Here is a 17010-nt window from a genome sequence, read left to right on the forward strand (position 1 = left end):
TATCAGCCAGAAGGAATCGGACGAGATGCCTTTATTAGCATTGGACTCTATTATGGCTTTCGAGTAAAAGCCTATAGAAACCTCTGTAGGACTACTTTTTCAAGTCCTTACAGTCGTTACAGTCGTTACAAAAACCTTTTGGTTGATAAAGTTATCACTGATATTAACCAACTCTGGACGAGTGACATTACCTATTTTAAAGTAAATGATCGGTTTTACTACATCGTTTTTGTTTTAGATGTGTATTCTCGTTTTATCGTTGGATATTCTCTTGCGGATAATATGAGAGCAGAAAACAACATCATTGCTTTAAAAATGGCATTGAAAACTCGGAAACAGAATAAGTTCAAGCATGAGCTTATCCATCATTCAGACAGAGGAAGTCAGTACATCAGTGAAACCTATATTAGCATTTTAAACGAAGCTGAAATTAGCATCAGTATGTGTAATGAAGTTTACGAAAATGCTCATATTGAAAGAGTGAATGGCACGATTAAAAATCAGTATCTAAGCTATAAAAATATTACAAATTTTGACGAATTAGCAACTGAGCTTAAAACGGCTATTCACACATACAACTATCAAAGACCACACGCAGCCCTGAAAGGACTAACACCTTTTGCGTTTGAACAGTACATCAAAGAACTAAACAATGAAAACAAACCTAATTTGCCGATTTGGACATGTGATTATTCAAAAAACACAAACCCAAATCAAACTATTTTACTATTTTGATTACTTTAACTTGGCTAAAACTCAGGGCAACCTATTTTAGGCAAGGACAACAATAACTGTCAGCACTTTATATTCATAATTCATAATTTATAAATCCTCTAAATGAGTTAACTTTTCAGTTAGGAAACAGCGTGTCTATGGACTAATGTTTACTAACTCAATGGTTAACTCATTTTTGTTTATACGCCACTTTTATTTCATTTGTTCTAAAACAAGTATACCTTGGTTGATTAAACAACAGATTTTATGCAAAACAAAACTACCAAAGACTATATCCAATTACACTTCATTGTATTATTACTTGGTTTTACGGCGATATTAGGGACTCTTATCTCTGTACATTCTTTGAGTACTGTATTTTTCAGAACTGCCATTGCTGCTGTTGGAATATATTTTGTGTTAAAGTTTCGTCAGGTAGATTTAAAAATAGATCGCTCGGGAGCAATCAAGTTATTATCAACAGGATTTTTGATTTCATTACATTGGTTTTTGTTTTTCTTTGCTGCCAAAATATCCAATGTAGCCTTATGCTTGGCTGGCTTTTCCACCGCTACTTTGTGGACAAGTATTATTGAGCCTATTACTTACAAACGCAAAGTTCGTCCACATGAAGTGCTGCTTGGCTTATTAGTCATCGGTGGACTTTGCATGATTTTTTTATCAGAAGTAAAGCATATTTGGGGTTTGATTTTAGGTATTTTGGCAGCTATGCTAAGTGCCTTATTTTCGGTAATCAACTCCAAACTTGGTAAGTCGTTTCCTTCGCAGGTTATCACATTTTACGAAATGACGGGTGCAGCGATTACCTCATTAATTCCTTTGCTCTATACTCTCAAAAGTGGCTACTTAACCATCGATCAAGTAATTCCACATGGTTGGGATTGGCTTTGGTTGGCGATATTATCTTTGATTTGTACGGTATATGCGTTCACTGTTACGATAGGTTTACTGATTAAATTTTCAGCCTTTATATTCAATCTTGCCCTCAATCTGGAGCCTGTTTATGGGATTATATTTGCCTATCTAATTTTTGGAGAAAAAGAACAAATGAACTTAGGTTTTTATGCAGGAACAGGGGTTATTTTAATCGCTATTTTGATTTATCCTATCTTGAATAAAAGGTTTGGCAAATGATGCTTTTCTCTATCAATGCGAGTATTTATTAATTGACTAACAAGAAAATCTAAGAAATCAGGTAATTTTGCTAGGGGTATCTTTTAAGAATTATCATTTAAAAGATACCTTTGAAGGCAATAAGAGTTTATACGTTCTAAAATTCTTATTACCGCACATCATCACATAAGTTAGCGGGTAAAATTAAAAGAATTTTACCCGCAGTAGGCATTAAGCGATACGCCGTAAGCTGAAAGTTAAATAGTTTTTTTCATGGAGGAATTAAAGCTTTTTTGCCTAACGCCTACGGCTTATAGCCTAAAGCACATTAATGCAATTTTATTTTGCAAGATTATTTGAGTCTAGGTAGGCTTCTTTCATATTCATTCACTCTAGTTTACGTTCGGTTTTGAAACTTATACAAACTAAAGCATTTTCGCATTCGATTATCTGGGTAATTTTCTTACTTAGTGTAGTGCCCATTGCGATTTTGGGCTATTTCAATCATCCATCTGTAGCAGACGACTATTGCTTTGCCTACATGACCCGTGATTATGGATTTTGGGAAGGTCAGCGTTTATACTACGAAGGCTGGTCGGGGCGATATATTTCTAACATGTTATTCCATGCCTCACCGCTGGCATTTGGTTATTTTGGCTTTGTCAAGATTATGCCTGTTCTCATTTTGGCGCTACTATTTCATTCATTTTACCTGATGATTGGAGAGTTTATTCCAACAATTCGTAGTAATAAACTAGTGCTTACAGGAGCATTTTTGAGCCTTTATATTGCCGAATCTGCAAGTATTATTGATAATTTTTTCTGGTACACTTCAGTCTTTATTTTTCCCATATCGGTGTGCTATTGGATGTATTTGGTGGCTGTGCTCATACGATATTATTCTCCACAATATCAATCTCTTCAAAATGCCGTAGCCTTGCTTTGCGCCACATTAGTTTTTTTTATTGTAGGTTCAAACGAAGTGGTAATGTTGATGATTATTGCTTTTTTAGGACTGGTTTGGCTATATTTTCTTCTTTTCGAAAAGCGTTTTGACAAGTTTTTTACCATGCTTGGCATTGTAGCTGTGTTGTGTGCGTATTTCTTGGTAATCAAAGCCCCAGGTAACCAAGTTCGTATGCAAGGTGGCGCTTTGAGCGGTAATATCGTCTTGGCAATAACGAAGGCAATCAAATCAACATTCAAAGATAGTTTCCACTGGGTAGTTTATAGCCCACTCCTGCCTATGACTCTTTTGTTTGCGGCATGGTATCAAAAATTTGTACCCAATACCAAGATAGCATTATTCAAAACCAATTTGCTATATACCATTGCAAGCCTTGGGGTTTTGCTTACGTTAATGTTTTTTGCGATTCACTACGGTAACCCTGATGGCGTGCCCGATCGTGTCAAAAATGCCATTTATGTGTTTTTCTTAGCAGGCTGGTTTTACTTGATATTAAGTATCTTAAATCAGTTTCCAAAACTGATTACTTTACCTTTGCACAACGTTGTTTTTGTACTGGGCTTAACAGCATGGTCGTTATTTGCTTGGTCAAAAAGTACCAATCTACGAATTATGTATGCGGATATTCGCTCAGGAAATGCCAAAGGATATGATGAAGAAATGACGGCTAGATACAAGCTAATTCAGGAGTCAAAAGCAGATACCATTTATGTAACACCTTTGAAACACGCTCCCAAAACCTTGTACTTCGATGAGATTAAAGATAATCAAGACCATCTTTGGAACAAGTGCTATGCTACTTATTTTAAAAAGAAGGTGATTGTGATGAAGAAATAAATCTACTATCACATCCTTTCCTTAATTGAGTGATTTTTTGATTGAGTGGATGAGTGATTATTGTTAATCTACATTTTACTAGTAAAGACGCAATGCTTTGCGTCTAAAGAGGTACCATGTTGAAATACATTATCAAAAAAGGCGGTCGAAATTAGTTTTCGACCGCCTTTTTTGATTTTACCGTGCTAGATATGACGCTGATTAAGACGCAATCATTGCGTCTCTACTGCTAAAGCTCAGATTTTTAACTACTAAAGTCAAAATGGTTTCTATTTTCAACTTATCTACCAATAGCCACTCTTCTCAAAATCGTATCAATTACCTGCATAGTGGTTATACCATCAGCTTCGGCCTCGTAATTGAGCATAATTCTATGGTTTAGTACATCTGGTGCTATTTCTTTAATATCTTCTGGCAATACGTAGTCTCTTTCATCAAGATAAGCTAATACTTTTGCGGCAAGGTTCAGGTTAATCGTTGCACGCGGTGATGCACCAAACTGTACATAACGAGCCTCATCTCTCAAGCCGTAATCTCCAGGTTTACGTGTCGCAAAAATCAATTCGATGATATATCTTTCGAGTGTTTCTGAAATCGTAATTTTATTAATTTCTTGACGGATATTAGATATGTCTTCTTTTGTCAAAATAACCTTCGGCTTATAATTAAAGTCCATATTTGACATTTTTTGCATTACCTCTAGTTCTTGTTCTTTGCTCAAATATCCCATAAATACTTTTAGCATAAAACGGTCAACCTGAGCTTCTGGCAACGGAAACGTACCTTCTTGCTCTACAGGGTTTTGGGTAGCTAGTACCAAAAAAGGCTTATCCAAAATATAACTTTCGTCGCCAATGGTTACTTGCTTTTCTTGCATAGCCTCCAACAATGCCGACTGCACTTTGGCAGGTGCACGGTTGATTTCGTCAGCCAAAATGATATTGGCAAAAATAGGTCCTTTGCGTACCTCAAAATCATCAAGCTTACGATTATAAATCATCGTCCCAATCAAATCAGCAGGCAATAAGTCGGGGGTAAATTGAATACGGTGAAAATTCAAATCGAGGATTTTAGCTAGTGTATTTATCGTAAGGGTTTTGGCCAAACCTGGCACACCTTCCAAAAGAACGTGTCCTCCAGTAAAAAGTCCAATCAACAATCGGTTGGTAAGGCGCTCGTGCCCCACCACGATTTTACCCATTTCATCAAATACCTGTTTTATTTTTGCGCGAGAATTCATCAGTCAATAAGAAGTAAGTTTTTGTACAAGTTTGCCTAAGTACAAGCAAGAGTTTATTTTTACAAGCCTTTTCCAACAACACTATTCTCTTAGGCTTTCGTGACAAGTTTACGAAAAAAAGCTCAAACTGCCAATCGTATCGAGTTTCAATGAATAGAAGCTTCTTTGCTACATTCAAAACCTTCGAGTAGGTTCAATCTTCCCTCTTTCATTCATTTTAAAAAACTTTCCCCTTAAAGTTGAAACAAAGCGTTTGACTTTATGAAAAAAACCATTCAAATTTACCAATAGCAAAGAGTCTAGTTCTATGCTGTTGTCTTACTCGCACAATTCCACTTTCTCGTGAAACAAATCTTATCTATCTATATCAATAAGCCTGTCTATTGGGGATTTACCGCTCTCATTAGTCTTTTCTGCTTAGCATTTGTATTGCCTTGGCTTTTTAATATTTCTGTGTTATTGAGCTTGGCATTTGGAGGAATGCTTTTGGTAGACTTAGCAATGTTATTGGGGAGTCAAAAAACGTTTATTGCCAAAAGATTTATTCCAGAACGTTTGTCCAATGGCGACCAAAATACCATCGAAATAGCCTTAGAAAACCGCTATGGTTTTGAGGTAAAGATTAGCTTAGTCGATGAGATTCCTTTTCAGTTTCAAAAAAGAGATTTTCAGATAGATACCCAACTAGCAAGTAATACAACCCAAAATTTACAATATACCCTCCGACCTACCCAACGAGGAGAATATCTATTTGGCGCATTAAATGTATTTGTGAGTTCGCCTTTGGGTTTGTTACAACGGAGATTTCAGTTTGAAAAAGATAAAACGGTAGCCGTCTATCCCTCATTTTTGCAAATGCGAGAATACGAATTAATGGCGATTTCGAACCGATTAACGGATGTGGGCATCAAAAAAATCAGACGAATTGGACATACGCAGGAGTTTGAACAAATCAGAAGCTACGTACAAGGCGACGATATTCGAACGATCAACTGGCAAGCTACAGCCCGACGCAATGAGCTGATGGTTAATAGTTATCAGGACGAACGAGCGCAGTCGATTTATTGTCTTATCGATAAAGGTCGAATTATGCAAAGTCCTTTTGATGGACTCACGCTATTGGATTATGCGATTAATTCGAGCTTGGTGTTGTCAAATATCGCTTTACACAAGCACGATAAAGCGGGAGTGATTACTTTTTCGAATAAAATTAATCAAACGCTTTTGGCCGACCGTAAATCGGGACAACTTCACCGTATTTTGGATATGTTGTACCACCAACAAACACTTTTTCAGGAAAGCGACTACGAGGCATTGTACATCCATGTCAAAAAGCAAATCAAGCAACGAAGCCTGTTGATAATTTATACCAATTTTGAAACGGTCAATTCTATGCGTCGTCAGTTGCCTCATTTTCGAAAGCTTGCCAAAGAACATCTAGTATTAGTCGTTTTCTTTGAAAATACGGGACTACAGAATATTCTTGAACAACCCGCTTCGACAACGGCAGAAATTTACCAAAAAACTATTGCAGAAAAGTTTTATTATGAAAAAAAGCTGATTGTGAAAGAGTTAGAGCAATATGGGATTCAAGCATTATTGACAAGTCCACAACAATTATCAATTAACACCATCAATAAATACTTGATGTTGAAAGCTAAAGGAGCGATTTAAAGGAGTTATTAGGTATTGGTTATCGGTTATTGGCTTTTGACCTGTTAATTTATACCAAACATGAGTCATCCCCAGTTTAGTAATTGAATGTATGATTATATTAAAATTTTTATTCTAGCAGTAGAGACGCAATGATTGCGTCTCAAGCCAAGTTATATATAGTAGTTGTTTATCAAAAAAGGCGTTCGAAATAAGTTTTTCGAACGCCTTTTTTGATAAACATTTAGAGAATATTCCCAATGTTGCACTTTGGGATAACACATTTTTTAATTTTTGTTTTGCAATAAGAAAAGGTAAATGAATGAATATGTTTCACCCAAAAGCGGTCAAAAATTGTTTTTTCGACCGCTTTTTAATACGGATTAAGACGCAAGCATTGCGTCTCTACAGATACGTTAAAATCACTCAATACGATTAATATCCACCTCTAAATTTGTAGGTATCAGCTACTTTTTTGATAGCTACGATATAGGCAGCAATACGCATCGGAACATTAAATTGTTGAGAAGTTAAGAATACCTTGTCAAAAGAATCTTTCATGATACGGTCTGAACGACGGTTAATACGGTCAAGATTCCATTTGTAGCCCATGCGGTTTTGTACCCATTCAAAATACGATACGGTTACACCACCAGCATTCGCCAAAATATCAGGTACAACCAAGATACCTTTTTCATTGATAATATCATCAGCTGATGCCGAAGTTGGACCATTAGCACCTTCTACAATCATTTTTGCTTGAATAAAGCTAGCATTATCGTGTGTAATAACGTCTTCTTTAGCAGCAGGCACTAATACATCTACATCCAGCGTCAAAAGTTGTTCGTTAGTGATTTTTTCTGCTCCTGGGAAGTTTTCTAAAGTACCTCGATTCAAGTCTCTATATTTGATAGCACCTTCGATATCGATACCGTTTTCGTTGTAATAGGCACCCGAAATATCAGAGATAGCCACTACTTTTACCCCTCTTTCATGTAACAAAATAGCCGCATGCGAGCCAACATTTCCAAAACCTTGAATAGCCGCAGTAGCCTTATATGGATTAATTTTTAGTTTGTCCATACCAGCCATAGCCGAAACCATCACACCTCTACCTGTTGCCTCTGTACGACCCAATGAGCCGCCCAATACAAGTGGTTTACCAGTTACGACAGCATTTACAGTCATACCCTTTGCTTTGGAGTATTCGTCCATCAACCAAGCCATCTCACGAGGACCAGTACCCATATCAGGCGCAGGAATATCACGATCTGGGCCAAATACATCTAACATAGCTACCGTGTAAGCACGCATCAAACGCTCCATTTCACCCGCAGACATTTCGCGTGGGTTACAAGCAATACCACCTTTTGCACCACCGTAAGGAATATCCACAACGGCACATTTCCAAGTCATCCAAGCTGCCAAAGCACGAACCTCGTCGATGTTTACAGCTGGGTCAAAACGAATACCTCCTTTGGCTGGACCAAGAATATTTGAGTGTATAACTCTGTGACCCTCAAACACTTTGATTCTTCCATCGTCCATGGTAATAGGTAATCCAACCGTTACTTGGCGTGCGGGTACTTTCAAGATATAGTACATTTCTTCAGAGATACCTAACAACTCAACAGCCTTGTCAAATCGTTGCATCATGGATTCTAAAGGGTTCTCCTTATCTTTGATAGGAGCTGGTTCTATGTATGTCATAGCATTATCACAGTTTGTTGAAATCTATTAAGTTTTATAAAAAAATTGAGTGATTTTTCTCATAAATTAATCACCAGCTCGTTCTTTATAAAATACAAAATAAACTTCCAAAAAATCAATTTGTTAATGAAATATTCACAATATTGCAACCCTTAAACGAGAATGTCAAGTGTCTGGTCTGTAAGTAGAAATACCCGATTTTTTAGCCAAAAACACAATTTTACACAATTTTTCATTTTTGCTTTTTAACTTTATGGGTAATACAAGCATTTACCAAATAACCATTGGCAAAATTGGTAAATTACCAAATTGTTATTTTTGGGAAAATTTTTATTATTTCTTGAAATATTTCAATTACTAAAAATTTACCACGTATATTTGCGCAATTTTAAGGATGTTCCCTACGCAAAGGGATTTTGACTCACTAAAATCATTGGTACAATTATGATGAATACAGGTTCGGCAGAAGAAAAAACACGCTACTCTGAAGAGGAATTGAAGGAGTTTGAAGAGCTAATCACTAAAAAATTAGATGACACTCGTAGTGAATTAAATTACATCCGTGAAGCTCTACACAAGCGTAACGACCCAGGTACTGATGTGACTTCGGGAAGCTCAAAGTTGATGGAAGATGGTGCTGATACTTCTGAAAAGGAAAGTATGAGCCAATTGGCTGCTCGTTTACAAAAATTTGCAACGCAGTTGGAAAATGCCTTGATTCGTATCAAAAATGGCACTTATGGTGTTTGTATTGATACTGGCAAGTTGATTCCAAAAGAGCGTTTGAGAGCAGTGCCTCATACTCAACAAACAATCGAAGCAAAACTCATGAAGCAACGTTAGTAACGTTTGTCCACTGAGTTTCTAGTGCTTTTACTTAAAGGTTATCTAGCTACTAGAAAATCTTTTGGTAATTCGTGTGCATTTATTTTTTGAAAACTTTATATAAGCGCCAACACACAAGATGGTGCTCAAATTTTTATCGTCTTTCTTTATCAACCAACTTTTCACACTATGAATTACCGCTACTCGTTTAGCATTAGCATATTAAAGCGGGCAACCGCTTTTTTGCTTTTAATGCTTAGTCATTTGTCGTTTGCTCAAGTAGCAGACAGCTATTATTTACCACAAAATGTCAAATATGACCCAGCCATTCCAACGCCACAGCAATATTTTGGCTTCCAAGTAGGCGAATGGCATATCCAGCACGAACAGCTTGTTGGATATATGAAAAAGGTTGCTGAAGTATCTAATCGTGTCAAGTTAGTCGAATACGGAAGAACTTACGAAAACCGTCCGTTACTCCTCTTAACTATTTCTTCTCCAAAAAATTTGGCCAATATCGACCAAATCAAAGCTGAACACCACAAACTTGTTGAACCAGATAAGTCATCTAGCCTCAAAACGGCAGATATGCCAATCGTTGTTTGGATGGGCTATTCGGTACATGGCAACGAAGCCAGTGGTACTAATGCCTCTCCTTTGGCGGTGTATTATTTAGCAGCAGCACAAGGCGCAGAGATTGATTCGGTCTTGAATGAGTCGGTGATTTTGGTTGACCCACGCATCAACCCTGATGGTGGCGAACGTTTTTCGAGCTGGGTAAATGCCAATAAAAGCATGAACTTGGTAGCTGACCCCAACAGTCGTGAGTTGAATGAAACTTGGCCAGGTGGTCGCTACAATCACTATTGGTTTGACCTTAACCGTGACTGGTTGTACACTCAGCACCCTGAAAGTAAAGGTCGTATTGTGAAATACCACGAATGGAAGCCTAATATTTTGACTGACCACCATGAAATGGGAAGCGGCTCGTCATTCTTTTTCCAGCCAGGTATTCCAGCACGTACGCACCCTATAACACCAAAGAAAAACATTGAACTAACTGAGAAAATCGGAAAATTCCATGCTTCTGCTTTGGACAAAATCGGCTCTTTGTATTTTACCAAAGAAGGTTACGATGATTTTTATTACGGAAAAGGTTCGACCTTCCCAGATGCACAAGGTTGTATTGGTATCTTGTTTGAGCAAGCAAGTTCACGTGGACACTTACAAGATACACCTAATGGACCGATGAGTTTTGCCTTTACGATTCGTAATCAATTTACGACAACGCTTTCTACACTACGTGCCGCAAAAGCAATGCGTCAAGAATTGTTAGATTACCAACGCTCGTTTTATCAGGAGAAAAATCCTAGCGCTACGCAAGCCTACGTTTTTGGTAATACAACAGATCATGTGAAGACTCATGAAATGATCCGTATTCTACGTCAGCACGACATTGAAGTGTATCGTTTGTCAAAAGATGAAACAGTAGAAGGTAAATCATTCAAAAAAGAAAATTCGTATGTAGTGCCACTTTCACAACCACAGTATCGTTTGGCACAGGGTATTTTTGAAAAACGTACCAAATTCGAAGATTCACTTTTCTATGATATTTCAGCATGGGGAATGCCATTATGCTTCAACGTACCTTATGGCGAAGCTAAAACGCCTGTAGCTTTAGGCGAGAAGTTATCCAAAAATGATTTCCCTAAAGGTCGTGTGGTTGGTACAAGCAATTACGCTTACTTGTTTGAATGGGATGGATATTTTGCACCACGTGCTGCGTATGAACTACAGAAAAAAGGCTATAAGCTTAAAGTTGCCACAGAACCATTTACAGGCGTAATCGAAGGCGGCACCAAGTCTTTTGACTATGGTACTGTAGAAATTACCGCTGGCGGTAACCAACTAAGCAATCTCGACGGATTACGAACGTTACTAGAAAAATTGGCTGAAAGAGATGGTATTGATTTCTATGCAGCTCCAACAGGCTTGACGCCAACTGGTATTGACTTAGGAAGTAGCTATTTTGCCCCAATGCGCGCACCACGTCCATTGATGATTACAGGAGCCGGTATCAATCCAAACGATGCGGGAGAAATTTGGCATTTGTTGGATACTCGTGTAAACTTGCCATTGACGATGTCTGATATTGCACAAGTAAACCGTATGAGTCTTGACAAGTACAATACCTTGATTCTATCGAGTGGTGAGTATAGCGCCTTGAACGAAGAGAAAATCAAAAACTGGGTACGTGCAGGTGGTACACTAATCGCCGTAACAGATGCTGTACCATGGGTAGCTTCGAAAGGGCTTTCACCAGTAAAAATCAAAAATACGCCTGCAGATACTACTTCAAGTCCAAAACCTTATGCTTTGGCTGAGAGATACAAAGGCGCTCAATTAATTGCTGGAGCTATTTTTCAAGTAAAATTAGACCCAACTCACCCAATTGGTTATGGCTACAAAGAACCTACTTTGAGTGTATTTAAGGACAATACAATTTTCTTAGAAAAAATCAAAGATCCGTACAATGCTCCATTAATTTACGCTAACGACCCATTGGTTAGTGGGTACATTACAGAGCCAAACAAAAAGACCATGAAGAACACTCCAGCAGTAGTTGCTACAGCTTACGGAGCAGGAAAAGTTATCGTGATGACTGACAATCCTAACTTCAGAGCTTTTTGGTATGGAACTAATAAGTTATTTTTGAATGCTATTTTCTTCGGAAGCAATATCCTTTCTGGTATCAGAGGGGGCGACGAAGACTAATATATAGCCCGAACCCTAGTTCGGAGTTCATTCATAAACCTCCGAACTAAGGTTCGGGCTGATTCAAAAATATGAAACTTTTAGAACCCAACGGCTTGGTCGATAATTTGTACAAATACGTACAAACTCAAATTGAACTAACTCAGATTGAAGTTCAAGAACGCATTGAAGCAGCCATCAAAAAGCTGGTGTTACTGCTTGTTTTGGGCATAGTTTCTGCCATTTTCCTTGTCTTTGTCTTCATTACTTTTGCCCTTTACCTAAATCATCTTACGCATAGTGACTTTTTAGGATTTGTGATTGTCACAAGCCTACTTGGTATCATTACAGGGCTTGTATTTTTTCTTCTCAAACAACCTTTACAGGAAAACGAACCGCTCAAAACTCCCTCAACCAATACGGTTGAATAGTAGCTCGGAAACTCATTTTTGAAGAATTTTCACAGAAAAGAATACTTTTTTTCCTAGTTTTGAACGCAAAGAGCTTTCCACACCTAAGGGTTGTAGAAGTGCTTGATGCATTGATTGGTATTTTTCTAAACATTTATACCTTAATTTTTCAATGTTTAGAAATGTGTTTTTCGTTTGAATCAAAAGGTTTATCAATCGTTTTTCATTCAAATCTTTCGAGATAAAAGCCCTATCCCTTATGTTACCAGCATTGAGTTCACCAAACACAGCTGCTCGCAAGGAGCAATTGCAGCAAGAAGCACAGGAATATAAAAATAAAATCGACACGCAAGTAATCACTCTCAAAACCGAAGCTACTAAAGTCGGTACAGCCACTTTGGTCATTGGTGGTGTTTTGTTTGGCACTTATTTATTGTTCAGATGGCTTTCGCCTGCCGATAAAAAAACGAAGGTGAAAGAAATCGTCTACGATGAAAATACCAATCTTCCTCTGGCCGTTAAAGAACCCAAAGAAGAATCATGGATTATTAGCTCAATCAAGGGATATATCATGTCTTTTTTGATTGCCATTGCTAAAGACAAAATCTTAGAAGCGATTTCGCTGATGAAAGAATCTATTAATGCTGATGCAGACGACAACAACAACCTTACTCCAACAACTGAATAGCTTTAAAGAGCAACGAAAAAAGGCACTAGCGGTGCTTATTGACCCTGATAAAGTGGATGAAGACTCTTTATCGAAGTTGTTGGCTCTTTGTAATACCTATCCAATAGATTTCTTTTTGGTGGGTGGTAGTTTAATTACCACGCCTTCTATCCAGTCTGTGATTAGTCAAATTAAATCGCAGACTTCTAAGCCTGTCATTCTTTTTCCAGGAAATAGCTTGCATATCGAGCCATCAGCCGATGCCATTTTGTTTTTGTCATTGCTTTCGGGACGAAATCCTGAATTTTTGATTGGTCAACATGTGGTTGCTGCTCCTTTGCTCAAACAAAGCCAGCTAGAGGTATTATCGACAGGTTATTTGCTTATTGAGAGTGGTCGCCCGACGACGGTCTCGTATATGTCTAATACCACGCCAATTCCAAATAACAAACCAGATATTGCGGCTTGTACCGCTTTGGCTGGACAATATTTAGGAATGAAATTAATTTATTTGGATGCAGGTAGTGGAGCCGAAATTCCAGTCCCTGCCAAATTGATTCAGGCAGTGAGAGGGATGATTGATATTCCGTTGATTGTAGGAGGAGGATTAAATACGCCTGAAAAGGTAGCTCAAGCCCTAGAAGCAGGGGCAGATATTATCACGATTGGCAATGCCTTTGAGGACAAACCAGAGTTTTTGGAAGAAGTAGCAAAGGTTTTTGAAAAATATAATCAAGCTTCTATTTGACTCCTGATATTTCTACTCTATTTAAGCGCTTTATAAACCACATCCATTACTTTTCTACGAATACCTAATGTATTTATTTTGGTGTTTTCAGCTGAAGTATTTACTCTGTTAGACAAAAATACAAATACGATTTCCTTGGTTGGATCTACCCATACAAGCGTGCCTGTATAGCCCGAGTGTCCATACGAGGTGGGTGATACCAAAGAGGATATATAGCTACTAGAGCCTCCTGAGGGCAATCTATCCCAGCCCAATGAGCGATGACTTCTTGGAGATTTGGTTTGGGTAAAATATTCGACAGTACTTTCTTCCAAGTACTTTTTGCCAGCATACGAGCCTTTGAGTAAATTCATTTGCATCAAAATAGCCAAATCTTTTGCTGAACTAAACAAACCTGCATGTCCAGATACACCTCCCAACATGGCAGCAGTTTGGTCTTGTACCGTTCCTTGTAATAATCTCTCTCTAAATACCTTATCGTTTTCAGTCGGTGCCATCTGAACTTTTGGAAAACGTTGTAAAGGATTATAGCCCGTAGTAGCTAGCCCTAATGGTTGATAAAACGTGTTTTTTACAAAAATATCCAAAGATTGATCTGATACTTTTTCTACTAAATGTTGCATCATAATCAAACCCAAATCACTGTAGACAAATCCATAATGTCCTTCTTTGTCTTTTTTTCCAGTCAATGACGATTGAATTACCCAATGCCAAACAGAATCACGAATAGCAGTTTTGGCATACATTCCTTCGGCTACTTGCAATGGATATTCGGACGATTCAGTATTGCTGTAATATTCATTTTTCCAACCTAAAGGTGTGCGTGTACGATTCCAAAAAGGGATATAAGCTACTAACCCTGCCTGATGCCAAAGCACATCTTTGATGGTAATATGTTCTTTGTTAGTACCACGTAACTCCTCTAAATAAAAAGAGACCTTTTGTTCAAGGTCTATTTTCTTTTGATCGTATAAAGCCATAATGGCTTGTAAGGTGGCTGATACTTTGGTCACTGATGCCAAATCATAAATGGTTTGGTCGTTGACTGGATTGCTGGACGACTCATAACTTAGTCGTCCGAAGTTTTTCTGATATACAATTTGTCCTTTACGAGCTACCACCACTTGACAGCCGGGAAAAGCTTTTTGCTCAATGGCACTCTGAACAATCGTATCTATTTGGTTAAGTGTTGTGGTATTAAAACCCAAACCTTCAGGATTACCATCTTGTACCAATCCTGTTTGATTGGTAATAATACCATCTCCTGCTTTGTACAATCCTTCTACGGATACTGGAAGTTTTCCTTTGGCTGAAAGTCTACCAAAAATCACATTAGCAACTGCTTTGTGCGCTTCAGACACATCCTCGTAGCCACAAATTACGGTTTTAGACTCGTTGAAATATTTTAAACTGTAAGGGTTTCCAAAAACACATAGAATGACATTGGTTTTCTTTTCTAGTTTTTTGATAAACTCCTGCATTGAAGTACTTACTCCGTAGCGTGTATATGGCGTGTTTTTCAAATCATGAATCCCAACAACCACCGTGCTAGTTGAGTCTACTGAGCGAAGGACTTCATTATAAAATGCCTCAGAATTTTTGCCTCCGCTAGTAAAATGTTGGAAGTTACCGTATTGATCCAAAGCCCTTTCAAAACTATTATCAGGACTGATATCAAGACCTACGGAAACCAATTTTTTGTCTCCCCCACTCATTGGAAGTAAAGTCTGGTCATTTTTCACCAAAGTCACAGCACCATTGAATAACTCTTGACGAATGGCTGCTGCCTCTTGCGTATGAAGGTCTTGATATAGGTTAGTAGTCTCAACATATTTGAATTTGTTTAACCCTACCCAATATTTAGCATGTAAAATTTTCTTTACTCTATAATCTACCTCCGCTTGTGGAATGGTGCCATTGGTAATGGCTTCTTTGATTTTTTTGATACCTTCTGGAATATTTTCAGAGTATAACAAAATATCATTTCCTGCCAAAAACGCTTGCAAATCTACGCCACCGGGTATATGAGGAGATGTTTGAACTCCACGCATATTTAAGGCATCAGTAATAACTAATCCTTTAAAACCCATTTCTTGTTTCAACAAATTTGTCACAATAGTTGGAGAAAGCGTGGCAGGTTTCCAATCATATACTGGTACTTGGAGGTGTCCAACAATAACAGACTTGATAGAATCATTAATTAATCGTTGGAAAGGATATAGTTCCATGTCCTTGAGGCGTTGTGCACTATAAGCCAATTGAGGTAAGGTACGATGTGAGTCTCCATGTGTATCGCCATGCCCCGGAAAATGTTTGGCACAAGCCAATAATTGCTCAGCCTGCATACCACGCATATAAGCACTACTTTTGGCGGCTACATTCTCGCGTAGCTCACCGAAAGAACGGTGTCCAATAATCGGATTATTAGGGTTGCTGTTGATATCTACTACTGGAGCAAAATTGAGATGCACACCCAAACGCTTACATTGACGAGCAATTTCTTGCCCCATACGATAAATCAAGTCGTTGTCTTGAATCGCACCAAGGGTAATTTGTTTCGGAAAAGCCATCGTATAATTCATACGCATAGCCAAACCCCATTCGCCATCGATGGATACTAATAAAGGAACGCGAGCTTGTGATTGAAGACGGTTATTGATTTGTGCTTGAAGGTGAGGTTCGCTTTTGAAGAAAATTACTCCTCCTACTCCATAATTGTTGACAAGTGTTTCAACTTTTTTGAAATGTCCTTCTCCATTATTGGGATGTACCGCCAACATGAAGAACTGACCTATTTTTTGGTCATCTGTCAAAGTTGTAAATACACTATCAACCCATTGATTTTCTAGTAAAATACTGTTGGTATTAAAAAGAGGAGCTGTTGGCGGTGTAAAAACCATATTCGCAATTGGGTGCGCTATTGCCACACGTCGCACACGTGCACGACTTTTGCGTGATCGACTACTTTTGCGACTCACATGGCGACGCTTTCGGGCTCTTTGCTGTTCAAGCGGTGAAGCCGACGAAACATCCGTTGCCACAACGATGGCACCTAACAATAGGGTTATAATACAACTTAACGCTAATAATCTTTTCAACATCTTCTTCTCTAATTTCCTATTCAGTCTATTGCTAAACTAAACGAATTCAATGGCTAGGTTATCTTTTATTGTCCGTTTTGACAATCATTTTCCACAAAAACCACTCCTCAAGCCTAATTCCACAAAACAAATTTTCTTTTAAATTACAAATTTACCATAAATACTTTGGCATTAAAAACCTGAAACCAAACTTATTATCAATTGCGTGAATTGTGATGGAGGGTTTGAGTGATTTTACTTATTTATGTAT

General features: G+C 38.0%; 12 protein-coding genes. 9 read left to right on the top strand and 3 right to left on the bottom strand.

Going from position 1 to position 17010, the window contains the following annotated elements:
* The 3 genes from QM481_RS19480 to QM481_RS19490 form a co-directional block, all read left to right on the top strand.
* Positions 1–735 (top strand): IS3 family transposase (locus QM481_RS19480; RefSeq protein WP_283382982.1); only part of this gene is annotated, 735 nt, incomplete at its 5' end.
* A gap of 246 nt (positions 736–981) precedes the next feature.
* Positions 982–1869, top strand: a complete 888-nt coding sequence (locus tag QM481_RS19485; RefSeq protein ID WP_283382983.1) for a DMT family transporter — start codon at positions 982–984, stop codon at positions 1867–1869.
* Positions 1870–2257: 388 nt separating this feature from the next.
* Positions 2258–3652: a DUF6056 family protein gene (locus QM481_RS19490; RefSeq protein ID WP_283382984.1), complete on the top strand. Its 1395-nt coding sequence runs from the start codon at positions 2258–2260 to the stop codon at positions 3650–3652.
* Positions 3653–3932: 280 nt separating this feature from the next.
* On the opposite strand, the gene QM481_RS19495 is transcribed toward QM481_RS19490, so the two are convergent.
* A complete protein-coding gene (locus QM481_RS19495; protein WP_095166371.1) occupies positions 3933–4892 on the bottom strand; it encodes an AAA family ATPase in 960 nt (319 codons plus the stop codon).
* Positions 4893–5234: 342 nt separating this feature from the next.
* Here QM481_RS19495 and QM481_RS19500 point away from each other — a divergent pair, with 342 nt between their 5' ends.
* Positions 5235–6566: a DUF58 domain-containing protein gene (locus QM481_RS19500; RefSeq protein ID WP_283382985.1), complete on the top strand. Its 1332-nt coding sequence runs from the start codon at positions 5235–5237 to the stop codon at positions 6564–6566.
* 414 nt (positions 6567–6980) lie between these two features.
* Here the strand turns inward: QM481_RS19500 and QM481_RS19505 are convergent, their stop codons facing one another.
* Positions 6981–8255 carry a Glu/Leu/Phe/Val family dehydrogenase gene (locus tag QM481_RS19505; protein WP_095166370.1) on the bottom strand — a complete coding sequence of 425 codons (1275 nt, stop codon included), beginning with the start codon at positions 8253–8255 and terminating at the stop codon, positions 6981–6983.
* Between the two features lie 444 nt (positions 8256–8699).
* Here QM481_RS19505 and QM481_RS19510 point away from each other — a divergent pair, with 444 nt between their 5' ends.
* The 5 genes from QM481_RS19510 (at position 8700) to QM481_RS19530 (ending at position 13659) form a co-directional block, all read left to right on the top strand.
* Positions 8700–9098 carry a TraR/DksA family transcriptional regulator gene (locus tag QM481_RS19510; protein ID WP_240915740.1) on the top strand — a complete coding sequence of 133 codons (399 nt, stop codon included), beginning with the start codon at positions 8700–8702 and terminating at the stop codon, positions 9096–9098.
* A 171-nt stretch (positions 9099–9269) separates the two neighbouring features.
* Complete coding sequence (locus QM481_RS19515) at positions 9270–11855, top strand: M14 family metallopeptidase (RefSeq protein ID WP_283382986.1); 2586 nt, start codon at positions 9270–9272, stop codon at positions 11853–11855.
* Between the two features lie 71 nt (positions 11856–11926).
* A complete protein-coding gene (locus QM481_RS19520; protein ID WP_283382987.1) occupies positions 11927–12265 on the top strand; it encodes a phage holin family protein in 339 nt (112 codons plus the stop codon).
* A 238-nt stretch (positions 12266–12503) separates the two neighbouring features.
* The gene (locus QM481_RS19525) at positions 12504–12932 is read left to right on the top strand and encodes a hypothetical protein (RefSeq protein WP_283382988.1); all 429 of its coding nucleotides are present in this window, start codon (positions 12504–12506) and stop codon (positions 12930–12932) included.
* Positions 12892–13659 (top strand): phosphoglycerol geranylgeranyltransferase, encoded by a 768-nt coding sequence (locus QM481_RS19530; RefSeq protein ID WP_283382989.1) that lies wholly within the window; start codon positions 12892–12894, stop codon positions 13657–13659. Before QM481_RS19525 ends, QM481_RS19530 begins: the two co-directional genes overlap by 41 nt.
* Before the next feature lie 17 nt (positions 13660–13676).
* On the opposite strand, the gene QM481_RS19535 is transcribed toward QM481_RS19530, so the two are convergent.
* Positions 13677–16760: a serine hydrolase domain-containing protein gene (locus QM481_RS19535; protein ID WP_283382990.1), complete on the bottom strand. Its 3084-nt coding sequence runs from the start codon at positions 16758–16760 to the stop codon at positions 13677–13679.
* Positions 16761–17010: the final 250 nt, after the last annotated feature.

The sequence above is a fragment of the Flectobacillus rivi genome (assembly GCF_030056655.1).
Lineage (GTDB): Bacteria > Bacteroidota > Bacteroidia > Cytophagales > Spirosomataceae > Flectobacillus > Flectobacillus rivi.